Consider the following 24,101-nt stretch of genomic DNA (forward strand, 5'->3'; position numbering starts at 1 on the left):
CTGTTTTTGCGGGGCATAAGTCAAATCCCTGTTTTCAATCCAGCAATATATGGTTATCAGACAACCTTACAACGAAAATTTTCGGCGTTATCTGAGATGCTTGTTGTCGTTACGGAGGAGAGACGAAATGCATATTCTGATCATTGGTGCGGCAGGCATGGTGGGCCGTAAGTTGACGAACCGCCTTTGCAAAGACGGACAACTGGGCGACCGACTAATTTCCGAGATGACGCTGGTTGATGTCGTCATTCCAGACGTTCTGCAAAGCTTTAGCGGCAAGGTGAACACCAAGGAAGCCGATCTATCGGCACCGGGCGAAGCTGAAAAATTGGTGGAAGCCCGGCCAGATGTCATCTTTCACCTCGCAGCCATCGTCTCCGGAGAAGCGGAACTCGATTTCGACAAGGGCTACCGGATCAATCTCGACGGCACGCGCTATCTCTTTGACGCCATCCGTTTGGCCAACGGGGTGGACGGCTACCGACCACGCGTCGTCTTCACATCCTCAATCGCGGTTTTCGGCGCACCTCTGCCATACCCCATCCCCGACGACTACCATACGACGCCGCTGACCAGCTACGGCACTCAAAAGGCAATCTGCGAGTTGCTGCTGTCGGACTACAGCCGCCGCGGTTTTCTGGATGGTATCGCCATACGCCTGCCGACAATCTGCATTCGCCCCGGCGTCCCAAACAAGGCGGCATCCGGCTTCTTTTCCAATATCCTGCGAGAGCCGCTGGTCGGCAAACCCGCCGTCCTGCCTGTTTCTGACGATGTTCGCCACTGGCACACGTCGCCACGCTCGGCTGTTGGTTTTCTCATTCACGGCGCGACAATAGACTTGGACACGGTCGGCCCGCGCCGTGCGCTTTCCATGCCGGGCCTCAGCGCCACGGTGGGTGAACAGATCGAAGCGCTACGCCGGGTAGCGGGCGATAGTGCCGTCGCATTGATCCGCCGCGAACCCGACGACATGATCATGAAGATGGTGGCTGGCTGGGCTCCGGGTTTTGATGCAAGCCGCGCCACATCGCTCGGGTTTCAGGCAGAAACCTCCTTCGACGACATCATCCGAGTGCATATAGAAGACGAGCTTGGTGGAAGCATCTAAGCAGGTTTGGGAGTGGAAAGGCGGTCATGACGGGCCGCCTTTTTGTATGCAAACCCAAATGGGTCACGAGTTATCCACCGGTCCGGAATTTTAAGGTAGCAAAGAGTTCCAATTCTGAACCCTCCAGAAGTAAATTAAACTACTATGGGCATTTTTTACGCAACATCGTTTTGAGTCTATTTCCTAACCAAATCTTTCATTTACATTTCAATAAAGCCATCATAGCATCCTCATAATGCAATTTATGAATAATGAGGCCTCAGGGTGACAAGCCTTGGAAACCAGCGTCCGGACTCATTGGAAGCTCTCGAAGAGCGGCTTCAGCTCGACCTTCTTTGGCTGAACCTGCCGCCAAAGACATGGATGCCTGCGCTTACCTCAGACGGTCAGACAGTGCTGGATGTCGCTGTCATCGGCGCCGGTCTCTGCGGCCTCGTCACCCTTGCAGCGTTGAAAAAACTGGGCATCGAAAATGCCTGCGCTTTCGACCGTGCCTCGGAAGGCCGCGAAGGACCGTGGGTGACGTTTGCCCGTATGGAAACCCTGCGCACCCGCAAGGAAGCCGCAGGCCCGGCTTTGGGTATTCCGTCCTTGACCTTCAGGGCTTGGTTTGAAGCGCAATATGGCGCGCAGGCCTATCTTGATATGGGGCTTATTCCGCGCATAATGTGGATGGACTACCTTGTCTGGTACCGGCGGGTTCTGTCTCTGAATGTCGAGAACGATACCGACCTTCAGACAATGCAGCGTCGTGATGACGGGCTGATTTCACTGTCCTTGCGAAATGGCGAAACGATGAAAGACGTTCTCGCCCGCCGTGTCGTACTCGCCACGGGTCTTGATGGCTTAGGCGCACCGACCATGCCAGAGGTCGCCGGGCGCGTGCCATCACGTTTCATCCGCCATGGCGCTGACTTGATCGACAGCGCGGAATTCAAAGGAAAGCGCGTTTCCGTCGTGGGTGCGGGTGCTTCTGCCATGGATAATGCCGCAGCAGCGCTCGAAGCTGGTGCATCCCGCGTCGATATCTTCATTCGTCGCGCCGATATTCCCCGGATCGACAAATTCACCGGTGTCGGAAGCCAGGGCATGACGCAAGGTTATGTTGGCCTGCCGGATGCTGATAAATGGACCTACATGGTCGCGGGCGAAAGGGCGCAGATTCCCCCTCCCCGCCACAGTGTGCTGCGCGTTTCCAAACATCCCAACGCTTTCTTCCATCTGGCAAGTCCCATCAAAGACCTTGCGGACAATGGTCACAGCGTATCGGTCGTAACACCGAAGGGGCGTTACGAAACGGACCTCGTAATTTTTGCCACCGGCTTTTCCGTCGATTTTAGCAGGCGTCCTGAATTTGCGATGCTCGCGGACACGATCAAGCTCTGGCGCGATGCCTATACGCCGCCGCTGGGCTGGGAACATGAGGGCATAGGTTCAATGCCCTATCTCGGCCCATCGTTCGAGTTTGTGGCCAAACCCGGTATGGACGCGCAGACCGCGAATGCGGTGTCCAACATCTTCTGTTTTGCCTATCCTGCCGTGCCATCGCACGGAAAAATCACCAGCGGCATTCCATCGATCAGCGATGGCGCCGCCCGCCTTTCCACCGGCATTGCGCGCTCTCTTTTTGTGGAAGACCGCGCTTACCATCTGGATCGCTTCACCAATTTCGAAACGCCGGAACTGTTTGGCGACGAGTGGAGCGATGCGGATCAGCTTCAGGAGATAAACCGTGCAAATGGATGATACCAAGCCGACACTCCAGATTTTCTACGGCATTTCTTCACCATGGGCCTATTTTGGCGCGCAGAAGGCGGCAGCCGTTGCGCGAGACAATGGTGCGAAGATCAAACTTCGGCCCATTCGCATTATCGAGGCGAATGGCGGTATTCCGCTGAGAAAACGCCCGGATGCGCGACAGGCCTATCATGATGTCGAGTTGCGGCGCTGGCGGGAATATCTAGACATTCCGATGAACTTGAAACCAAAATTCTATCCGTGCCGCACGATCGAACTCGCCGCCCAAGCCGTTATCGCGCTTCAGAATGCAGGGCTGGATGCCATTTCATTTTCCTTTGCCGTGCAACAGGCACTCTGGGCTGAAAACCGCGATATCGCCGATATTGTCACGCTGCAGGAGATCGGGCAGGAAACTTTGGGATGTGCTGCCGTCAAGCTCATCGTTGAAGAGCAGCCCGAAGCCATCGTGGATGAATGGAACGGCAATCTGGCGGAAGCGGAACGGCTCGGCATTTTTGGAACGCCGACCTACGTTCTGGGTAAGGAATTGTTCTGGGGACAGGATCGTCTCGATTTCGTTGACCGGGCACTCAAAGCTATCAAGCAGAAGAACGAAACATTGAAGGAACTGGCCGAATGACCGATACGCAATTGCACGACAAGGCGATCATCGTCGATGGCTTGCAGACCTGCCAGTGGAGCCGCGAGATTTTCGAAGAAATGCGCGCCGGCGGGTTAACCGCCGTCAATGTCTCTTCTCTGCTCTGGGAAAATTTTCGCGAAGGCATCGCCTATGTCTCGGAATGGAAGCGCTTTATCCGCGAGAATGACGATATTCTGCGCCCGGTTCGCTCCGTCGCCGATATTCATGCCGCAAAGGCCGAGGGCAAGACCGGTATTATTATTGGCTGGCAGAACACCTCTCCGCTGGAAGACAAGCTGGATTACGTCGAAATCTTCAAGGATCTCGGCGTTGGCATCATGCAGATGACCTATAATACCCAGAACTATTCCGGTGCCGGATATCTGGAAGAAGTCGATAGCGGCCTGACAGGGTTCGGCAAGGAAGTGCTGTCGGAAATGAACCGCGTCGGCGTGTTGTGCGATCTCAGCCATGTTGGCGACAAGACGTCGGCGGATGTCATCGCGCAATCGAAGTCGCCCGTGTGTATTTCACATATTCTTCCCCGCGCATTGCGTGATGTGAAGCGCAACAAGCCGGACGATCTTTTTCTGGCATGTGCGGAAAAGGGTGGCCTGATTGGTGTCAGCCTTTTTGCCCCGGGCCTCGCGGCTGGAAATGACGCGACCGTCGAAGACTATCTCGATGCCATGGCCTACATCATCGATCTCGTGGGTGAAGATCATGTCGGCATCGGCACGGACTTCTCACTTGACCGCCCACGCCCCGGCCCTTGGCTGTTATGGGCCAATAAGGACAAGGGAACGGCCCGCAAGCTGACAGAATTCGGCAACGTCAAGATCAACAAGCCGAAGGGCATTGAGCGGATGACGGATATGCCAAACCTGACATCGCGCATGCTGGCGCGCGGCTGGAGCGACGAGCTGGTTTTGAAACTCCTGGGCCAGAACTGGCTGCGCGTGCTGGGTCGTGCCTGGACACCAGCGGCCTGACAGTTGTAGTGGCGAAAATCATAAACCGCAGATATGACTAATCGACCTATTCGCAGTCACAAATACCATGGCGCACATCGCCAAAAACGGAACTGGAGAGAGGAAATGAAGAAGACTATGCAGAGTGGAATTTCCAAAACCCTTCTCCGCGCCGGCGCAGTGGTTGCGGCCTTCGCGGCATTGATGGGATCGGCATCCGCACAGGATGCATCGACCAAGGGCACCGTCAACATCGTCGGTTTTTCCGGCGTATTTGCCGATAACTATCAGAAATTCATCATCAATGCCTTTAAGGAGAAATATCCGGGCATCGACGTCACCTATCAGCAGAGTAAAAATTCTGCCGAAACACTCGCGCTTTTGACGCTTCAGCGCGCCGACCCGAAGGTTGATGTCGCGTTGATCGACGTTTCCGTAGCTATCAAGGCCAGCAAAGAGGGTATCTTTTCCAAGCTGGACGCGGCAAAGGTTCCCAATATTGCCGAGGCACCGGACTGGGCCCGCATCGATGGTGACAAGGCCATCGCCTTTTCTCAGGACAATCTGGCAATCCTTTACAACACCGACGCCGTGAAGGAACCGCCAACCAGCTGGAATGATCTGACCGACCCTAAATACAAGGGCAAGATCGCAGCAAAGCTGGGCGATACACGCGGCGTCATTCTGCTACCGATCCTCAGCAAATTGCAGGGCGCGGATTACAAACAGACCATCGATCCCGGCATCGAGAAGCTGACGGAAATCGCCCCCAATGTTTCGACATGGGAACCGGCACCGGATTGCTATGCGGTCGTGCAGAGCGGCGAAGTCGATCTTTCGATCTGCTGGAATGGTCGCGCGCAGTATCTGCATGATACACAGGGCGGCAAGATCGCAGTCGCGGCACCGAAGGAAGGCTCCATCGGTCAGACCAACACGATTGGTCTTGTCGAAGGCTCCAAGAATGCCGAAGCGGCGCAGCTTTTCGTCAATTATGCGCTGAGCGCCGAGGCACAGGCTGCCTTTGCCGAAAAGAGCTTCTATGGCCCCGTTAACACCAAGGTCAGCCTGCCGGACGCTGTCGCTGCCCGCATTTACGGCTCCAAGGAAGCGCAGGCCGCGCAAATGTCGCTCGACTGGAACTTCGTTGCCGAGAAATATTCGGCATGGATCCAGCGCATCAACCGCGAAGTCATCGCACTCAACTGATCTTTAAAGGAAAACTGGACGCCATGGCTGAACAGCACGTCATCATCGACAATCTCGTGAAGACCTATGCGGGCGCCCAGAAACCCTCTGTGGATCACGTCAGCTTCTCGTTGCCGCGCGGCGAGATGCTGGCGCTGCTCGGGCCCTCCGGCTGCGGAAAGACGACGATCCTGCGGATGATCGCCGGTCTCATCGACCCGACATCCGGTGCAATCCGGGTCGATGGCAAGGATGTATCTTCGACACCGGTCTACAAACGCAACATGGGCATGGTGTTTCAGGCCTATGCCCTGTTTCCGCATATGACGGTTGCCGAAAACATTTCCTTCGGTCTGGAAATGCGCAATTTCGGTCGTGCAGAACGGGAAGAGCGCGTCAACAAAGCGCTCGATCTCGTGAAGCTGACGGGGCTCGGTGCACGCAAGGTCGCCCAGCTTTCCGGCGGGCAGCAACAGCGTGCGGCGATTGCCCGTTCGCTCGTCATCGAACCGGAACTGCTGCTTCTCGATGAGCCGCTTTCCAACCTCGACGCCAAATTACGTGACGAGATGCGCGATGAAATTCGCGAAATCCAGGCCCGCACCGGCGTTACCGCCATCTTCGTAACGCATGATCAGGACGAAGCATTGTCCATGGCGGATCGCCTTGCGGTCATGTCGAATGGCAGGTTGGAGCAGATCGGCACGCCGCGCCAGATATTCGACCGCCCACAAACCGAATTCGTGGCGTCCTTCATCGGCGCCGGAACATTCTTCGAGGGAGAAGCCGTCGAACCGGGGCTTGCCGTCGTCGATGACCTGAAAACGATACGCTTTACCGGCACCGCACCGGTCGGTGCCCGGGTCAAGCTGATGATACGCCCGCACCGCCTTCGCCTTGCAGAAGGCGCGGCGACTGCCAACACCTTCAAAGGCACGGTGGAGCATGTCGTATATCGCGGGCAGATTCTGACGATGAACGTGCGATGCGGCAAAAAGCTTTTGCAAGCCGATCTGCCGACGCATGCCGGCTCTCTTCCCGAAAAGGGCAGTGAAGTCACGCTTTCCGTCGCGCCTGAAGATGTCACTCTCATCGGTGAGGAAGCACGATGAGTGCGGCGGTCGCGACAGCAACGGGCAAGCAGTCTTCCGGTGCGCCGCGCGGCGTGCTTCTCCTGCTGCTGGTGCCGGGGCTTGCCGCCCTTGTCGTTACTTTCGTCTTGCCATTGATCTGGCTGTTTCGTGCTTCCTTTGCGTCTTCGACCATCGCTGCCTTCAGCGGCGGTGACTGGACTGCGCAATCCTATTCGACTGTGGTCTTTGATCCGTTTTACTGGCGCGTGGCGTGGAACACGCTTGTTCTCGGCTTCAATGTGGCCCTGTTTGCCGTCATCCTGTCCTATCCAATCGCGCTGTTTCTGGCGCGCACCGAAAGCCGCTGGCGCGGCGTGTTGACGGCACTGGCGGTTGCGCCGCTGCTGACGTCATCCGTTGTCCGGACTTATGGCTGGATGGTTATTCTGGGCGATAAGGGGGTCATCAACAGCACCCTGCAATCTCTATCCTTGACCGATGGCGTCATCCGGCTGACGAATAACAGCTTCGGCGCGACCGTCGCGCTTGTCGAAATCCTGATGCCCTACGCCATCCTGGCCATGCTCAGCGGCTTCGGTCGCCTGAATGCGCAGTTGGAAGAAGCCGCAGCCATGCTCGGTGCCAATCGCCTCAAGGTTTTCACCCGCATCATTCTGCCGCTCAGTTTGCCCGGCGTGCTGACTGCGGCACTTCTGGTGTTCGTTCTGGCCATCTCGGCCTTCGTCACCCCACGATTGATGGGTGGAGGGCGCGTTTTCGTTCTTGGCACGGAAGTCTTCAACGAAGCGACAGTGACACTGAACTGGCCACTTGCGGCAGCGCTTTCCGTGATGCTGCTTCTTCTTTTCAGCAGCATCATTGTCATGTACCAGCGCGCGTTGCGCTCTCTGGAGGCGTGAGGCGAACCATGCGCAACAATCTCCTCGGCCGCATCACTTGGAACAGCCTGATTACGCTGCTTTATCTGTTCCTTCTGGCCCCAATCATCATCGTCTTCATCATTTCCTTCGATACGCGGCAATATCTGGCATTCCCGCCCGAAAGCTTCTCGTTCGGCTCCTATGTGAAGGTCTTCGAAAACGCGAAGTTCATCTCCGCCTTCTGGCGCAGCCTGATCATCGGCGTCATCGTCGGTTCTGCCGCCGTTGTGTCCGGCATGCTGCTGTCCTTTTCGCTGGTGCGGTACAAGTTTCGCGGCAAGGGCGCGGTCAATTTTCTGATCCTCGCACCGTTTCTCGTCCCCCATATCGTGCTGGCCGTCGGCATCATGCTTGTCATCGCACCGATTGGCCTGCTGGACAGCTATCCCGGTATCGTCCTCGCACATCTTGGCATCACCATTCCCTATACGGTGCGGACCATCACCATGAGCCTGATGGCGGTCGATATCCGTGTCGAGGAAGCTGCGCTCGTCCACGGCGCTTCACCAGCAAAGGTGTTCTGGCGCATCACGCTGCCATTGGTGCGACCGGGGCTGATTGCCGGTGCCGTCATCGCGTTTCTGATCTCATTCGATGAGGCGACAATTTCGCTGTTCATCGTTTCGGTCAAGGCATCGACGTTGCCGACTGAAATCTATCACTACCTTGAATATTCCACCGATCCGCAGATCGCAGCACTCTCCGTCATCCTCATTCTCATTTCGATTACGGTTGTCGTGGCGGTCGAGAAACTGATCGGTCTGCGCAAGGCATTATAAGATGACTGTCGAGACCAAAGCCGGGCGGGTCGAAGGTTTCGAGGAAAACGGATATCACGTTTTTCTGGGCGTACCTTATGCTGCGCCCATTACACCGGAGCGTCGTTTCATGGCGCCGCAGCCGGTTGATCCGTGGTCCGGCGTGCGACCGGCAAAACACCTCAGTGCCGTCTGCCCGCAAATCCCCACTTACGGACCGGTGGGCAAGGCCGCGACCTCAAAGCTTGAATTCGGCACAGATTTTCTGACGGTCAATATACGCACGCCTTCGCTCAGTGGCTCAGCGCCCGTGCTGGTCTGGATACACGGCGGCGGTTATGCGGTGGGCTCCGCCAATGAGGCCGTGTTGCAAAGCGGCGCTTTTGCCTCAAGCGGGATCGTGGAAGTCACGGTCAATTATCGTTTGGGCGCGCTTGGCTTTCTGCATCTAAACGATGGCTCGCCTGACAATCGCGGGCTGCTCGATCAGATCACGGCAATGGAATGGGTTCGCGACAACATCGCTGCCTTCGGCGGAGATGCTGAACGCGTGACCTTTGCCGGACGCTCGGCGGGTGGCTTTTCCGTTGCAGCGGTGATGGCGATGCCAAAAGCCAAAGGCCTGTTTGCCAAGGCCATGCCGCAAAGCGGCGCCAGCACCGGCATCGCGACAATGGAGGACGCAAAAAAACTCAATCGTCGTCTGCTGGAGCGACTTCAGGTGACGGAAGCGGAACTGATCGATGTGCCGCTCGAAACACTGCTGATCGCCCAACGCGATCTCTGCAATCAGTCCTATGAGGGTCATGACTTCGAGCGCGACGGGTCAGCGGCGATGTTGGGCGTTCCCTTCGTGCCGGTCATCGACGGCGTTTCACTTCCGGGTCACCCGGAGGAACTGGCTGCAAAAGGCGAGGTCGCGCAGGTGCCGATGATGATCGGCTGCACGACGGGCGAATATGTCACCCATGCCACCGCCCAGCCGCAAGACATGGACTTTGCCGGTACTGCCCAACTTCTGCACGAACGCATGCGGCCCATGGGTTTGACAGGTGAAGAGATCGTTGCACGCTATCGTCATGCTCTTTCAGACCACAGCCCGCTCGGTATCTGGCGTGCAGTGGCGGGCGATCTGGTTTTTCAAAATCCGGCAACAAGCTTTGCGCAATTGCATTCCCGCCACCAGCCCGTTTACAAATATCTCTATGGAACGCTGGAGGCTGACGAGCTTGGTGCGCCGCATGGTGCGGAGGTCGGCGCGGTCTGGTATCGCCAAGGCATGGATGTGAACAGCCTGCCCGAACGGCAGCGTCCGAGTGACACAGTATTTGCCAAGGCCATCCACGATATATGGGTTTCGTTCATCCGTGATGAGGCGCCCCAAACGCCAGTTGGTTCCTGGCCGCGTTTCACGGCCGACACACCTACCGTGCTTCATGCCGACAACGGAGATTTCTGCTTGGCGACCGATCCTTTCCAAGATAGGACAAATTTGTGGAAAGATATTCCACAAAACCATTCACAGAGAGATGAAGCATCGTGACAACCATCAGTCGAGCACCGCGAACCCGCCAGACACAGCGCTTCTTTTCTGCCGGATGGAGTGCTGCGTGATGTCAGATTGCCTCTCCACACCGCCCATCACGCCCCTGCCCGCCTGCGAAGACCGTGACTGGGCTCGCCGCGCCATCGGCATTCTTCAGGGCGATGGTCGTCGTTCTGCCGATACGCATCTTGTGAAGCCCGTGTTCAAAGGCTTGCGCGGCATTTCGATCTATCTGAAGGACGAGTCCACGCACCCGACCGGCAGCCTCAAGCACAGGTTGGCACGCTCCCTGTTTCTCTACGGCATCTGCAACGGCAAGATTGCGCAGGGCACGACGCTGGTCGAAGCATCATCCGGTTCCACGGCGGTTAGCGAAGCCTATTTCGCGCATCTGCTCGATCTGCCCTTCATCGCGGTGATGCCGCATTCCACCAGCCCGCAAAAGGTGGAAGCCATCGAGCGCTTTGGCGGCAAGTGCCATTTCGTGGATCGACCTTCCGAAGTCTATACCGTCGCAGAAAAGCTGGCTGCCGAGACAGGTGGACATTATCTCGACCAGTTCACATATGCCGAACGCGCCACCGACTGGCGCGGCAACAACAACATCGCCGATTCCATTTTCGAGCAGATGAGAAGCGAAGAACATCCCGAACCCGAATGGGTGGTGATGAATGCCGGAACCGGCGGCACATCAGCGACGATCGGTCGCTACATTCGCTACCGCAACCTCTCCACCCGCCTCTGCGTGGTGGATGTCGAACATTCTGCGTTCTACGCATCCTATATGACCGGCGATAGAGACGTGACCTGCGCGACGCCATCGCGCATTGAAGGTGTTGGGCGTCCTCGCGTGGAGCCGTCTTTCATTCCCGGTGTGATCGACCACATGATCAAGATACCGGACGCCGCCTCCATTGCGGCCATGCATGTTCTGTCCGACCGGCTTTTCCGGCGCGTTGGCGGCTCGACGGGTACTAATTTCTTCGGCCTGTGCTGGATTGCCGCCGCGATGATGAAGGAAGGCAAGGAGGGCTCGCTGGTATCACTGATCTGCGACAGCGGTGACCGCTATGCCGCGACCTATTACAATCCCGACTGGCTGGCGAAGAACGGCATCGATATAACACCCTATCGCGATATGCTGGAAACCTTTATCGATAGCGGTGAATTCAGGAGTTTCGATGCCACCGGATTACCTTGATACCCGCCAACTCGAAGCATTTGTCGCCGTAATTTCCATCGGCAGCATGACAGGGGCCGCAAAAGCTCTCGGCAAGTCGCAACCCGTCATTACCCGCCTGATCCAGGATCTGGAACAGGAACTCGGATTTTCCGTCCTTCACAGAAACGGTCCGCGCATCGCCCCAACAGAACAGGGCGTTGCCTTCTTTGCTCAAGCGGAACTGTTTCTAGGTGGTTTGCGCACAATCAGCGAAAAAGCGCGGCAGATCGACAAGGCGCAGGCACGGCCCATCGAAATCGCAGCCATACCGGCTCTTGCCGCCAGCATCGTGCCGCTTGCACTTGGGGATTTGCCAAAGGAAAACTTCCCGCATCATGTGCATGTGCAAAGCACGGCGTCGGAAAATGTCGTCCAGTCCGTGGTGGCTCGCACCGCAGATATCGGCATCGCCAGTTTACCGCTCGATAATCCCGGCATCGATGTGCACTGGATTGGTGAGGTTCCCTGCGTCGCCATCGTCTCGGAGAACAGCGAACTGGCGGCCAAAGACATTCTGCATGCCGCCGACCTGAGAGGACACAGGCTGATTGCCTCCGCCAATCCCTACCGGCTGCGCATGCGCATCGACAAGGCGCTGGCGGAACATTCAATCGAGCCGCGCGGTGTTATCGACAGCAATGCGACCTATGTGTCGCTTTCGCTGGCGAGGGCAGGTCTTGGCGTTGCGATTGTCGAGTCCACCACCATTGCGGGCCTGCCTATCGAAGGGCTGAAGATATTGCCGCTTGATTTCCACATCCCGTTTTACTGGGGCGTCATCACCGCGACGGGGCTGCCTTTGCCGAACACGGTCAGAACCTTGATCGCCGCTATCGAGCAGCGCGCGTTCACGCTGCCCAGTTTCCGAAAGCACGACAGCCTGCCAAACCTGTATTGAGTGCTTAGCCTCAGCTAGACCCTGCGACCATCCGCACCGAAGACATGGGCGTTGGCCAGATCGAAGGACAGAGGCACCATTTCACCGATCCGCAATGGCTTCTGCCCATCCAGCAAAACGGTGACTGGCTGTCCATCTGCGGTGTTGGTGTAGATCACCGTCGATCCGCCCAGATGCTCCACCAGCTGAATGTTGCCATCGCCCAGGCTGGCTGATTGTGCCTGCGGCTGAATGTGTTCGGGCCGGATGCCGAAGGTCAGTGCCTCACCATCCTCAGCCTCCAATGGGCGATCCAGAACAATCTGCTGACCGGATATTTCTATGGTCCGGCGCGATGTATCTGCAGCCACAAGCTTTGCGGACAGGAAGTTCATTTTTGGCGAGCCGATGAAGCCTGCCACGAACTGGTTGGCGGGATGATTATAAAGATCGAGCGGTCGCCCAACCTGCATGATGCGCCCCTCGCGCAGAACCACGATCTTGTCGGCCATTGTCATGGCTTCCACCTGATCATGGGTCACATAGATCATGGTGCTGCCGAGCGTCTGGTGAAGCTTGGCGATTTCGACACGCATCTGCACGCGCAGTTCAGCATCCAGGTTGGATAGCGGCTCATCGAACAGGAAGATTTTCGGCTCACGCACGATGGCTCGACCAATGGCAACGCGCTGACGTTGGCCGCCGGAAAGCGCTTTCGGCTTGCGCTGCAAAAGCGGGCCGATCTGCAGCACATTGGCTGCCTTTTGCACCCGCTCCTCGATTTCCTGCTTTTTATAGCCAGCGGTCTCGAGGCCGAAGGCGAGGTTCTTGTAGACGCTCATATGCGGATAAAGCGCGTAGGACTGGAAGACCATGGCAATACCGCGCTTTGAGGCGGCGGTTTCATTCACCCGCTCACCATCGATCAGGAGATCTCCGGCCGATATTTCCTCCAGACCGGCAATCATGCGCAAAAGCGTGGATTTGCCACAGCCCGATGGGCCGACGAAGACCGTGAATTCACCGGGCTCAATCTGAAGGTCAATGCCATGAATGACGGGGAAAGCGCCGAAGCGCTTGACGATTTTGTCGAGAATAATGCTGCTTGCCATATCGTTCCTCCGCCCCGCGATTAAGGTCGCCAGCTTATGTATTTTGGATGACCTGTGGTGATGGGCAGGGTGACATCCGAATTCGTATCACTGGAGTGATAGATTGCTGCGATGAGCTCCAGAGAGCCCCGCGCATCCGATGTGCGAACCGGCGCCGGTTCGCCCTTTTCCAGCGCATGATAAAAAGCCTCCATCTGCCCGGTAAAGCGCCGACCAACCGGCGGCATGTCCGCCAACAGCGCGTCGATCTTCTGGCCAATCTCCTCGTTGGCTGGAAGGATGCGCCAAGGGCCGTCACCCGGCGAATAGGCGGCGTGATTGCTTTCGAAGGTGACATTTTCAAAAGCCAAACGTAGACGGCTGATTTCTTCCTGAGAGCCGAGTGTGGTGGTGAGAGACACCAGCGCGCCGTTCTTCATCAGCAGGCTTGCAGACACACAATCCTCAACCTCGATATTATTGACGCGGGTATCTGTGCGGGCAAACACACGCTCAACCGGCCCCATGAGATAAGTCAGCATATCGTGAAGGTGGATGGCATGTGTCATCAAGGTGCCACCCAGTTCAGTCGCCCATTTCCCACGCCAGGGATTGTCATAATAGGCCGCGTCCCGTTTCCACAGCGTTTCGGCGGTGCCGACATACGGCTTTCCGGCCAGACCGCTTTCGATGATGCGGCGGGCCTGCTGCACACCATCGCCGTAGCGATACTGATAGATCGGCATCAGAGTGCCCTTGGCACTCTTTTCCGCTGCAACGACCTCATCCAGTTCCGCCAGCGAACCCGTCAGCGGCTTTTCACACACCACATGTTTGCCAGCGGCCAGAGCTTGAAGAATGAGCTTCGTGTGAATGGCAGGTGGCGTGCAGATATCGATGATGTCGATGTCCTCCATCGCCATCAATTCATCGGAAGACCGGGTGCGGCCTTGCACGTTGAATTCATCGGCAACCGCATTCAACCGCGCTTCGTCGAGGTCACACAGGACGGCAACTTCGTATTTATCCGGATGCGCCGCATATCCTTCCTCGATATGGGATCGACCGATGCCGCAGCCGATGACGCCAACTCTATAACGCTTAGCCATTCTGGCGACCCTCCGCGATCTGCTGGGCTTTCAGCGCAATCTCCATCGCCGCAAAGCAGCGGGCCTGCGGCATGGCCGTTTGCGTGCGGTTGCGAATATCGTCCAGAAGCTGCGGCCCATAGGGCAAGGGCACATCCGCACAATCGAAGTGCCGAACGCTGGTTTTGTCGGTCAGGAACAGGTGATTGCCGCCATCGCGCCCGGCAATATCGACATTCTTGCGAATTTCGATCGCGCCTTCCGTGCCTGTTATGAACAGACGTCCATCGCCCCAGCTTGGCAACCCGTCTGGCGTAAACCAGTCTACACGAATGAAGCCGTCCGCATCCCTGGTGGAAAGATGAATATCGCCGCTATCCTGCAAACCCGGCGATTGCGGATTTGCGCGGTTCGAGACTTTGGCCGAGAGAATGTCGGCAGTGTCCGAATTGGTGAAAAATAGGAACTGCTCGCACTGGTGCGACGCGATATCCACCAGAATGCCGCCATAACGCTGCCGCTCGAAAAACCAGTCCGGTCGTGTGCTGGCACGCAGGCGGTGCGGCCCGAAACCGGCGGTGGATACGACTTTGCCGATGGCACCGGCGGCAATCAGCTCGCCAGCCTTGACGGTGGCGCGGTTTTCGAAATGTTCGGAATACAGCACCGAAAAAATACGGCCTGTCTCTCCCTGGACTTTTCTGACCTCATCCAACTGAGCGAGCGTTACCATGCCCGGCTTGTCCACCATCACATCCTTGCCAGCGCGCATGGCGTCGATGGCAAGAGGCGCGCGCTCATCGGGAATGGCGGCGCTGATGATGAGGTCGATGGACGGATCGTCCAGCAGTCTGCGCTTGTCATCGACACGCTGCACGCCTGAAAACGTCTCGGCATATTCCTTTGCCAGATCATCTTCGATGGCGTGGAAGCCGACGAGTTCAGCGCCTGCATTCAACAGGCAGTTCGTCTGGCCGAATATGTGATTGTGGTTGATACCGATTGTCGCAAATCGAACGGGTTTCATTGTCCAATGCCTTGATGTGTCAGCGTTTCATGCCTGTGGTGGCGATGCCCTCGATAAGGAGGCGCTGGAAGAAGAGGAAGAAAAGGAAAACGGGGATCAGTGAAAGGTTAGACATGGCAAACAGCGCCGTCCAATCCGAGCTGCCGGTGGAATCCACGAAGGATCGAAGGCCAAGCTGCACGGTGTAGGTATTGATATCGTTGAGGTAGATCAGCGGCCCGAAGAAATCATCCCAGGTCCAGATGAAGGAAAAGATGGCCGCGGTTGCCAGAACCGGCGAGGATAACGGCAGCATGATTTTCCAGTAGATGCGGAAGGGGCTACATCCATCCATGACAGCAGCCTCGTCCAGCTCTCGCGGAATGCCCCGGAAGAACTGCACCATAAGGAAGATGAAGAAAGCATCTGTCGCCAGATATTTCGGGACGATCAATGGAAGCGACGTGTTGACCCAGCCCATTTCCAGAAACAGGATATATTGCGGGATCAGCACCACATGATAGGGCAGCATCAAGGTGCCCAACATCAGCGCGAACCAGAAATTCCGCCCGCCGAAACGAAGGCGAGCAAAGGCGAAGGCCGCCAACGAGCAGCCGACGACATTGCCGATGGTCGCAAGCACGGCGATGAAGAACGAGTTCCAGAAGAACTGCCCGAAGGACACCTGAAGTCCGGTCCAACCGCGAATATACCCGCCAAGATCAAGCGCCGAGGGAATGAGCGACGACGATCCGAACAACTCGTCCTGCGGGCGGAAAGAACCGGATATCATCCAAAGGATGGGGTACATCATGGCGATGGATGCAAGGATCAGCGCAGTGTGCAGAAGCACTGATTTCCAAAGCGGGCGTTGCACCGCCTGACCGGGGCGAAGGGAGGTAACGGCATCAGTCATCGTAATGCACCCAATATCGCGCGCTAAGGAAGGAAAAGGCCGTGAAGAGCGAGATGATGACGACCAGAATCCAGGCCAGAGCCGAGGCATAGCCCATGCGGAAGAAGCCGAACGCTTCCTGATAGAGATAGAGCGTATAAAACAGGGTCGAGTTGATCGGCCCGCCGGAGCCTTCGGAGATGATGAAGGCAGGGGTGAATGCCTTGAAGGCATCGATGGTCTGTATCACAGCGTTGAAGAAGATAACGGGTGTCAGCAGCGGCAGCGTGATGCGGAAGAACTGGCGCATCTTGCCTGCACCATCCATCTCCGCCGCCTCATACATGTCCTGCGGAATCTGTCGCAGACCGGCGAGGAAGATGATCATCGGCGAACCGAACTGCCAGACCGACAGGATGACCAGCGTGTAGATGGAATAGTCAGGGTTGGAAATCCAGCTAGGACCTTCATAGCCAAACAGCTGCCACAGCACCATGTTGACCAGACCATCCGAGGCGAAAAGCTGGCGCCAGAGAACGGCGATGGCAACGCTGGAGCCCAAGAGCGACGGCAGATAGAAGACGGCGCGGTAAAGCGTCAGCCCTTTCATGCCGCGATTGAAGGCCATCGCCACCATCAGCGCGAAGATGAGTTTCAGCGGGACCGAGAGAAGAACGTAGGTGAAGGTCACCTTCATGGCCGCTGCAAATTTCGGGTCTGCCGTGGCGATCCGAACATAGTTGGACGCGCCCACCCAATCCGGTGACTGCAGCAGATCGTAATTCGTAAAGGAGAGATACAGCGAGGCCAGAGCGGGGCCAAGCGTCAATCCAAAAAAGCCGATCAGCCATGGCAGCAGGAAAACGTAGGCGTGGACGTTGCGATCGAACATCTTTCGCAGTCCACCCTTGGGAAGAGCCGCAGAGCGGCCCTCCCTCGCTATCGTATCGGATCGAAACGCCATTGATCGTTACTTCCGTTTGATAACTGTTTCCGCTTCTGTAACGAGCTGCTTTCCGCCCTGCTCCGGCGTCATTCTGCCGAAAGCAACCTCTTCGGCGGTCCGCTTCAGCACGAAAGCAAATTCACCGGCGCCCGGAGGTGGTGCTGGTGGCAGAGGTCCAACGCCCGGCGTAACCTCGGCAATATATTCGACCATGGCTTTGCTGACGTCGTTGAGTTTGGGGCTGAGCTGGTTACGCATGGATTCCGACGCCGGAACGCCACGCTCCACGCCCAGAATATCCACGCCTTCCGGAACGGCCACGAGGAAGTTGATGAACTCGACGGCTGCCTCGATAACGGCACTGCCATTGGCCACGCTCATCAGCATCGATGGCTTGAGATAATGACCGGACGGTGAATCCTTGGACACCTTGGGGTAGGACGTGATCGAGAGCTTGGCCTTGTTGACCGCCTGATAACCGACGAACTGGTTGGAATGAGCGAAGGCTGTCGCGGCCTTGCCTGTGGTCAAGGCGTTGCTTTCGATGTTCAGCTGGTCGAGAGCCTGAATGTCGGCTGGCACGCAGGCGCCTGCCTTGCGCATATCGGCCCACATGGTGAACCAGTCACCCGCATCCTTGGCGTCATAACCAAGTGCGCCTTCTTCACTGAATAGCGCCTTGTTCTGCTGGCGAAGCCAGTTTTCGAAACTCGGCTCGACGCCGCTGGCATCCGCCGTAGCGAAATAGCCGGGCTTCGGTTTGTTCTTGCCAAATTCCGTGGCGCTTTTGACGAATTCTTCCCATGTCTGCCCGGCGCTCGGCGGCTTAACACCGGTCTTTTCCCAGCCCGCCGCATCATAAAAGACCGCACTGGAGTTCACGCCGAGATTGATGCCGTAAAGTTTCCCATCCACGCGACCTGAATCGATATTCGGCGCACCGAAATCATCGATTTTCAGAGCCTTGCCAAGATACTCATCCAGCGGAGCGAGAGCGCCACGGCGGGCATATTCAAAAATGTAACGATAATCCATCTGGATCAGGTCCGGCGCATTGCGGCCCGCGACCTGTGTGGCCAGACGCGGCCAATAATCCGACCACCCCGCAAACTCGCCAGCAATGGCAAGGTCAGGTTTTACCTGCTTGTAAGCCGCAATTGCCTTGTTGGTGCGGTCTGCTCGTTCCTGCGAGCCCCACCAGAGAAGGCGAAGGCGGGCTGCCTGTGCGAAAGCGGGTCCTCCACCCACCGTCGCCAAAGACAAAGCCGCGAGACCCGCTGATAGAACAGCACGTCTTTGAAGCATCATGGACATTGGCAACTCCTCCCTAATTGACTGCCAAATTGAATGATGATGGTAAACAGCGCTTGCCGTTTTATAACTATCTGGTTACATGGGATCATTGATCAGCAACATTGTCAAGCGGCCATTAAACATGGATGACACCGGCAAAACAGTTTCGGAAAAAGCAGACGACGAGCCCGTTCAAAAGGCGGCACCGGCGCGCAAAAAAGCTGCAGCTCAATCTCGCAATCCGGAACGTACCCGTGCCGCCATTCTGGAAGCCGCCCGTCGCGAAGTTGCGGCCAAGGGGCTTGCGGGCGCGCGCATCGATGTGGTGGCAAGACGCGCAGGCACCAACAAACGGATGATCTACCACTACTTCGGAGACAAGGACGCACTGTATCTCGCGGTTCTGGAAGACGCCTACCAGCACATCCGCAATGCAGAACACCGACTGGACCTCGCCCGCAAACCACCGGTAGAGGGTCTAAGAGAACTTGCCCTGTTCACATGGCATTATTTTCTCGACCATCCGGAATTTCTCAGCATTCTGGCGACTGAAAACCTCAATCAGGCCAGATACTTGCGCCAGTCCGACTTCATACCGGAGATGCATTCCAACTTCATTTCGGAGTTGAAGGACGTTTTGCGGCGCGGCGAAGGAACCGGCGATTTTCGGCCCGGGCTGGATCCTGTTGACGTATATCTAACGATCGCGTCGCTCGGATTTTTCTATCTTTCGAACCGCTTTACGCTGTCTACGATCTTTCAGCGAGACCTCGCAGCCCCCGCAGAACTGGAGCGTTGGGGCCAGCATATCGTGAACACAGTTATTGCTGCACTGCGGCCAATCTGAGCGGCCATTCCAAATTACCCAATAAGAACAACCATCCTTATCTTCGCACATGCGAAATATCGAATGTTAGGGTAGTCGCGACGAAGCCCTACAGATTTTTCCGTATCATTTCCTCGGTCAATTTTCGCATCAAAATCCTCTTGACAGAAACATCCTTTCGCGACCACAAATAACCAAATGGTTACAAATTCTAACCGGAAGACTGTGCCCTGACGGGAGTGGGGCGCTCTTGGAGGAGGTTTCATGCAACGTATCGGCGTCATCATGCACGGCATCACTGGCCGCATGGGATATAATCAGCATCTTGTTCGTTCCGTTCTCGCAATCCGCGACCAGGGCGGCGTAACGCTCAAGAGCGGCGAGAAGGTCATGCTCGACCCCATTCTGGTGGGTCGAAATGGCGAGAAAATCGAGGCGATTGCCAAAAAGCACAATGTCGCCCGTTGGACGACGGATATCGATGCGGCACTGGCGAACCCTGACGATACGCTGTTTTTCGACGCTGGGACCACCCAGATGCGCGGCAGCCTTCTGACCAAAGCGATCAAGGCCGGGAAGAATGTGTACTGCGAAAAGCCTATCTCCGATAATATGGAAGAGGCAATTGCCGTGGCGAAGCTAGCCGAAAGTGCTGGCATCAAGCATGGCGTGGTGCAGGACAAGCTTTTCCTGCCCGGCCTTCGCAAGTTGGCCATGCTGCGCGACAGCGGTTTCTTCGGCAAAATTCTTTCCGTGCGCGGAGAGTTTGGCTACTGGGTTTTCGAAGGCGACTGGCAACCAGCCCAGCGCCCCTCCTGGAACTACCGCGCAAAAGACGGCGGCGGCATCATTCTCGATATGCTGTGCCACTGGCGCTATGTGCTCGACAATCTGTTCGGCGAAGTCAAAGCCGTCAGCTGCCTTGGTGCAACGCACATTCCGCAGCGTTTCGATGAACAGGGCAACGCTTATGTTGCCGATGCGGATGATGCCGCCTATGCAACGTTCGAACTCGAAGGCGGCGTCATTGCCCACATCAATTCATCCTGGGCCGTGCGCGTTCGCCGTGATGACCTCGTAACATTTCAGGTGGATGGCACCCATGGCTCTGCCGTTGCGGGCCTGACGAAGTGCTTCACGCAGCACCGCACCAACACGCCAAAGCCCGTCTGGAACCCGGACCAGCCGCAGACCATCGATTTCTACAAGACATGGCAGGAAGTGCCGGACAATGTCGTCTACGACAACGGCTTCAAGGCCCAGTGGGAAATGTTCGTGCGGCATCTGGTAGACAACGACCCATGGCCTTACGGGCTGATGGAAGGCGTCAAGGGTGTGCAGCTTGCCGAACTCGGTCTGAAATCTTGGAAGGAGCGCCGCTGGCTCGACGTTCCGGCCATCGCTTGAGGAGGTTCACATGACCCAACTCAACCTGCCCACAGAAGACCGCTCGATTGAGCTTTACGCACTGAGCGGCACGCCTATTGCTCTGGAAAAACGCAGTGCGGCAGATTTCAATCGCATTGCTTTTGCCGCTGCCCATGTGGTGGCCGACCCGTTTGCCGATAACGACCCCTGGCTGACACCGGCAATCGATTGGGACGCCACGCTTCGCTTCCGGCACCGGCTGTGGGATTTGGGTTTGGGCGTGGCGGAAGCCATGGACACGGCCCAACGCGGCATGGGGCTGGCATGGCCGCAGGCACAGGAGTTGATCTCCAGGGCCTTGAAAGAAGCCGCGAGCCGGAAGGACGCACTGATTGCCTGCGGCGTCGGTACGGATCACCTGACCGGCACGGGCTATAATCTCGATCAGATTGTCGATGCCTATCAAGAACAGCTGGATTTCGTGCAAGGCGAAGGCGGTCGCGTGATTTTAATGGCAAGCCGCGCGCTGGCCGCCAGCGCAAAATCGCCCGACGATTATCTGGAAACCTATGCCCGCGTGCTGGCGCAGGCCAAGGAGAAAGTTGTCATCCACTGGCTCGGTGAAATGTTCGACCCTGCGCTTGAGGGCTATTGGGGTTCTAGTGACCACATGACTGCGATGGACACATGCCTTGAGATGCTCAAGGCCAATGCGAACAAGATCGACGGCATCAAGATTTCGCTTCTGTCGAAAGAAAAGGAAATCACCATGCGCCGCCGCCTGCCAGCGGGGGTTCGTATGTATACGGGCGATGACTTCAACTATGCGGAACTGATTGCGGGCGACGAACAGGGGCATTCCGATGCCCTGCTCGGCATTTTCGATGCGATTGCTCCGGCAGCGTCCAAGGCGTTGGCGAGCTTGAAGCGCGGGGCAAATAACGAGTTCTTCGATATCCTCGAGCCGACCGTTGCGCTGTCGCGGCACATCTTCAAAGCCCCTACGCGCTTCTACAAAACCGGCGTCGTATTCCTGGCCTATCTCAACGGATTGCAGGACCATTTCACCATGATCGGCGGGCAGGAAAGCACGCGCTCCACCCTCCATCTTGCCGAGCTTTTCCGGCTGGCGGACAAGGCAAATGTGCTCGCTGACCCGGATGATGCTACGCGACGCATGAAGGCGATTCTCTCGGTCAGGGGTGTGCATTGAGATGGCTGGAGTGCCAATATTAAAGGTCAAGGATACCTCGATTTTCGAGCGGCGCCTGACCATGCGGATGCCGTTCCGTTTCGGAGCGGCGACTGTGACCGAAGCTGCGCAGATTTTTCTCTGCATCGATATCGAGGATGCGCAGGGGCGGATCGCCACTGGTTATTCCGCCGAGTTGATGGTGCCAAAATGGTTCGACAAAAACCCTACCCTCAGCAATGCGGATAATGAGCAGCAGCTACGCCGCTCGGTGCACATGGCGGCAGCACTTGCCAGAGAAACTCCTGCTTCCTCAGCCTTCGGTCTTCACTCAACGCTGGAACCACAGCAGCACGCGCAGGCAGCATCGGAAAATCTCAACGGACTGATCGCCTCGTTCGGTCTGGCACTGGTGGATCGCGCCATTCTGGATGCGCTTTGCAGGCTGCATGATCTGCCGCTGGTGGAAGTGATCAAGTCAAACCTCCCCGACATCGACCTGTCGACTACACCCGATCTCAATGGGTTTGACGTGGCCGGTTTTCTAAAGCAACTGAAACCACAGAAGACTCTCTATCTACGCCACACCGTCGGTTACATCGATCCGCTGACACCACAACAGATAAGCGGGCCTCGTCGCGACGATGGCTTGCCCGAGTGCCTGAGCGAAGAGATCGAGACCTACGGCATCAAGTATTTCAAACTGAAAGTTTCCGGCAGACCGCAGGAAGATACGGAACGATTGAAGGATATCGCCGCTGTCCTCGATCGATTACCGGCTTACAAAGCCACACTGGATGGCAACGAACAATTTGCTGATGAAGCCGCCGTCATCGATCTGATGGACCGCATCGAGAAAGAGCCCGCACTCGCAAGGCTGCGGCAATCGCTGCTTTTCGTGGAGCAACCGATCATTCGTACTGTGGCGCTGTCTCAACCTGTCAAGACGCTGGCCAAGCGGGTGGCGCTGGAAATCGATGAATCCGACGGCACTAAAGATGCGTTTCTCGAAGCGCGCGAACAGGGCTATCTCGGCGTCTCTTCCAAATCCTGCAAGGGTTTCTATCGCTCGCTTCTCAACAAGATGCGGGTTGAGAAATGGAATGCGGAAACGGGTGGTGGCTATTTCATGTCGGCTGAAGATTTGACGACGCAGGCGGGCATTGCCGTGCAGCAGGATCTGGCACTGGCATCGCTTCTCAACCTCGGACACATCGAGCGCAACGGGCACCATTATGTCGATGGCATGCAGGGCGCATCTGCCCCGGAGAATGCCGCGTGGCTTTCCGCCCATGGCGATCTCTACCGCGATCATCAAGGGCATGCGCGTCTGACGATCCAGAACGGCCAGCTTTCGCTCGATACGGTTCTGACGGCCAAGGGCCTGGGCGTCGCGCAAGCCGCTGGGCAGGCAACATTTCAGACGCTTCAAGAAAAGGAGAATGCCGCATGAGCCTTGAAGGTCTTTCCATCAATTTCGCCACCATCAAGCAGGGCGGATCGTTCGGCACGCTGGTGGATGCCTGCTTGGCACAGGGCATCACCACCATCTCCCCTTGGCGAGACCAGGTGCATGGCGTCGGGCTGGACGAAGCGGCGCGCATCGTGGCACAGAATGGCATTCGCCTCAGCGGACATTGCCGTGGCGGATTTTTTCCCGCGCCAGACGCGGAAGGACGCCGCAACGCCATCGAGGACAACAAGCGCGCAGTGGATGAGGCCCAAGCCTTGAATGCCGATTGCCTTGTGCTGGTGGTCGGTGGCTTGCCAGCCGGATCAAAAGACATCAAAGGCGCGCGGCAGATGGTGGAAGACGGCATGGCAGAGCTTCTGCCCTATGCCAGACAGGCTGGCATTCCACTCGCCATAGAACCACTGCATCCGTTCTATGCAGCAGATCGCGCCTGCTTCAACACGCTGAAGCAATCGCTCGACCTGTGCGATAAATTGGGTGAAGGCACCGGCGTTGCGATCGATGTCTATCACGTATGGTGGGACCCGGAGCTGGAAGAGCAGGTTGCCCGGGCCGGTCGCAATGGCCAGATATTTGCTCATCACATCTGCGACTGGCTGGTGCCGACAACGGACCCGCTCAATGACCGTGGCATGATGGGTGACGGTGTTATCGACCTCAAGGGCTTCCGCCGGATGATCGAAAAGGCTGGCTTTTTCGGCCCGCAAGAGGTGGAGATATTCTCCTATAACTGGAACGCCCGGCCTATCGATGAAGTGCTGTCGACCGTCGTTGAGCGTTATCAGACTGTCTGCCAGCCTTGAATTAGATTTCCCTGACGACATCAAAAAAAGGGCGCGTAAACCACGCGCC

The 24,101-nt window shown here is 56.9% G+C and carries 22 protein-coding genes; 16 read left to right on the forward strand and 6 right to left on the reverse strand.

All coding sequences use genetic code 11. From position 1 onward, the window contains the following. Positions 1–127: 127 nt before the first annotated feature. The 11 genes from denD (at position 128) to AC27VJ_RS07845 (ending at position 12,091) form a co-directional block, all read left to right on the forward strand. Positions 128–1,111 carry a D-erythronate dehydrogenase gene (gene denD, locus AC27VJ_RS07795; protein ID WP_488683527.1) on the forward strand — a complete coding sequence of 328 codons (984 nt, stop codon included), beginning with the start codon at positions 128–130 and terminating at the stop codon, positions 1,109–1,111. 264 nt (positions 1,112–1,375) lie between these two features. Continuing rightward, positions 1,376–2,857, forward strand: a complete 1,482-nt coding sequence (locus AC27VJ_RS07800) for an NAD(P)-binding domain-containing protein (protein ID WP_488683528.1) — start codon at positions 1,376–1,378, stop codon at positions 2,855–2,857. Further along, positions 2,850–3,491 carry a 2-hydroxychromene-2-carboxylate isomerase gene (locus AC27VJ_RS07805; RefSeq protein WP_488683798.1) on the forward strand — a complete coding sequence of 214 codons (642 nt, stop codon included), beginning with the start codon at positions 2,850–2,852 and terminating at the stop codon, positions 3,489–3,491. The genes AC27VJ_RS07800 and AC27VJ_RS07805 overlap by 8 nt, the downstream gene beginning before the upstream one ends. Continuing rightward, complete coding sequence (locus AC27VJ_RS07810) at positions 3,488–4,486, forward strand: dipeptidase (RefSeq protein ID WP_488683529.1); 999 nt, start codon at positions 3,488–3,490, stop codon at positions 4,484–4,486. Before AC27VJ_RS07805 ends, AC27VJ_RS07810 begins: the two co-directional genes overlap by 4 nt. 105 nt (positions 4,487–4,591) lie before the next feature. Continuing rightward, positions 4,592–5,674, forward strand: coding sequence for an ABC transporter substrate-binding protein (locus AC27VJ_RS07815; protein WP_113086534.1), 1,083 nt, complete (start codon positions 4,592–4,594; stop codon positions 5,672–5,674). 23 nt (positions 5,675–5,697) lie between these two features. After that, a complete protein-coding gene (locus AC27VJ_RS07820) occupies positions 5,698–6,765 on the forward strand; it encodes an ABC transporter ATP-binding protein (protein WP_488683530.1) in 1,068 nt (355 codons plus the stop codon). Further along, a complete protein-coding gene (locus AC27VJ_RS07825; RefSeq protein ID WP_488683531.1) occupies positions 6,762–7,646 on the forward strand; it encodes an ABC transporter permease in 885 nt (294 codons plus the stop codon). The genes AC27VJ_RS07820 and AC27VJ_RS07825 overlap by 4 nt, the downstream gene beginning before the upstream one ends. Before the next feature lie 8 nt (positions 7,647–7,654). Continuing rightward, positions 7,655–8,446 (forward strand): ABC transporter permease, encoded by a 792-nt coding sequence (locus AC27VJ_RS07830; protein ID WP_113086537.1) that lies wholly within the window; start codon positions 7,655–7,657, stop codon positions 8,444–8,446. A 1-nt stretch (position 8,447) separates the two neighbouring features. Further along, positions 8,448–9,968, forward strand: a complete 1,521-nt coding sequence (locus AC27VJ_RS07835; RefSeq protein ID WP_488683532.1) for a carboxylesterase/lipase family protein — start codon at positions 8,448–8,450, stop codon at positions 9,966–9,968. Positions 9,969–10,038: 70 nt separating this feature from the next. Beyond that, positions 10,039–11,172: a PLP-dependent cysteine synthase family protein gene (locus AC27VJ_RS07840; RefSeq protein WP_488683799.1), complete on the forward strand. Its 1,134-nt coding sequence runs from the start codon at positions 10,039–10,041 to the stop codon at positions 11,170–11,172. Beyond that, entirely contained in the window at positions 11,153–12,091 is a 939-nt protein-coding gene (locus AC27VJ_RS07845; RefSeq protein ID WP_488683533.1) for a LysR substrate-binding domain-containing protein, read from the forward strand. The genes AC27VJ_RS07840 and AC27VJ_RS07845 overlap by 20 nt, the downstream gene beginning before the upstream one ends. 14 nt (positions 12,092–12,105) lie before the next feature. Here the strand turns inward: AC27VJ_RS07845 and AC27VJ_RS07850 are convergent, their stop codons facing one another. The 6 genes from AC27VJ_RS07850 to AC27VJ_RS07875 all read right to left on the reverse strand — a co-directional run bounded on the left by AC27VJ_RS07850 (position 12,106) and on the right by AC27VJ_RS07875 (position 18,410). Further along, a complete protein-coding gene (locus tag AC27VJ_RS07850) occupies positions 12,106–13,182 on the reverse strand; it encodes an ABC transporter ATP-binding protein (RefSeq protein ID WP_488683534.1) in 1,077 nt (358 codons plus the stop codon). A 20-nt stretch (positions 13,183–13,202) separates the two neighbouring features. Next, a complete protein-coding gene (locus tag AC27VJ_RS07855; protein ID WP_488683536.1) occupies positions 13,203–14,270 on the reverse strand; it encodes a Gfo/Idh/MocA family protein in 1,068 nt (355 codons plus the stop codon). Then, on the reverse strand, positions 14,263–15,276 hold the full coding sequence (locus AC27VJ_RS07860; RefSeq protein ID WP_488683537.1) for a Gfo/Idh/MocA family protein: 1,014 nt from the start codon (positions 15,274–15,276) through the stop codon (positions 14,263–14,265). Before AC27VJ_RS07860 ends, AC27VJ_RS07855 begins: the two co-directional genes overlap by 8 nt. A 19-nt stretch (positions 15,277–15,295) precedes the next feature. Next, positions 15,296–16,171, reverse strand: a complete 876-nt coding sequence (locus AC27VJ_RS07865) for a carbohydrate ABC transporter permease (RefSeq protein ID WP_353577031.1) — start codon at positions 16,169–16,171, stop codon at positions 15,296–15,298. Next, positions 16,164–17,042, reverse strand: a complete 879-nt coding sequence (locus AC27VJ_RS07870; protein WP_454892355.1) for a carbohydrate ABC transporter permease — start codon at positions 17,040–17,042, stop codon at positions 16,164–16,166. The genes AC27VJ_RS07865 and AC27VJ_RS07870 overlap by 8 nt, the downstream gene beginning before the upstream one ends. A gap of 78 nt (positions 17,043–17,120) precedes the next feature. After that, positions 17,121–18,410 (reverse strand): ABC transporter substrate-binding protein, encoded by a 1,290-nt coding sequence (locus AC27VJ_RS07875; RefSeq protein ID WP_488683538.1) that lies wholly within the window; start codon positions 18,408–18,410, stop codon positions 17,121–17,123. A 121-nt stretch (positions 18,411–18,531) separates the two neighbouring features. Between AC27VJ_RS07875 and AC27VJ_RS07880 the strand changes: the two genes are divergently transcribed. From AC27VJ_RS07880 to AC27VJ_RS07900, 5 genes are all read left to right on the forward strand, one after another. Then, on the forward strand, positions 18,532–19,236 hold the full coding sequence (locus AC27VJ_RS07880; RefSeq protein WP_353577033.1) for a TetR/AcrR family transcriptional regulator: 705 nt from the start codon (positions 18,532–18,534) through the stop codon (positions 19,234–19,236). Between the two features lie 243 nt (positions 19,237–19,479). Beyond that, positions 19,480–20,622, forward strand: a complete 1,143-nt coding sequence (locus AC27VJ_RS07885) for a Gfo/Idh/MocA family protein (protein ID WP_488683539.1) — start codon at positions 19,480–19,482, stop codon at positions 20,620–20,622. A gap of 10 nt (positions 20,623–20,632) precedes the next feature. Continuing rightward, positions 20,633–21,796 (forward strand): dihydrodipicolinate synthase family protein, encoded by a 1,164-nt coding sequence (locus tag AC27VJ_RS07890; RefSeq protein WP_488683540.1) that lies wholly within the window; start codon positions 20,633–20,635, stop codon positions 21,794–21,796. Between the two features lies 1 nt (position 21,797). Continuing rightward, positions 21,798–23,228, forward strand: coding sequence for an enolase-like domain-containing protein (locus AC27VJ_RS07895; protein WP_488683541.1), 1,431 nt, complete (start codon positions 21,798–21,800; stop codon positions 23,226–23,228). After that, positions 23,225–24,052 (forward strand): sugar phosphate isomerase/epimerase family protein, encoded by an 828-nt coding sequence (locus tag AC27VJ_RS07900; protein WP_488683542.1) that lies wholly within the window; start codon positions 23,225–23,227, stop codon positions 24,050–24,052. Before AC27VJ_RS07895 ends, AC27VJ_RS07900 begins: the two co-directional genes overlap by 4 nt. The last annotated feature ends 49 nt before the right edge of the window (positions 24,053–24,101 follow it).

Source organism: Agrobacterium sp. 20P9.1.2 (assembly GCF_057799395.1).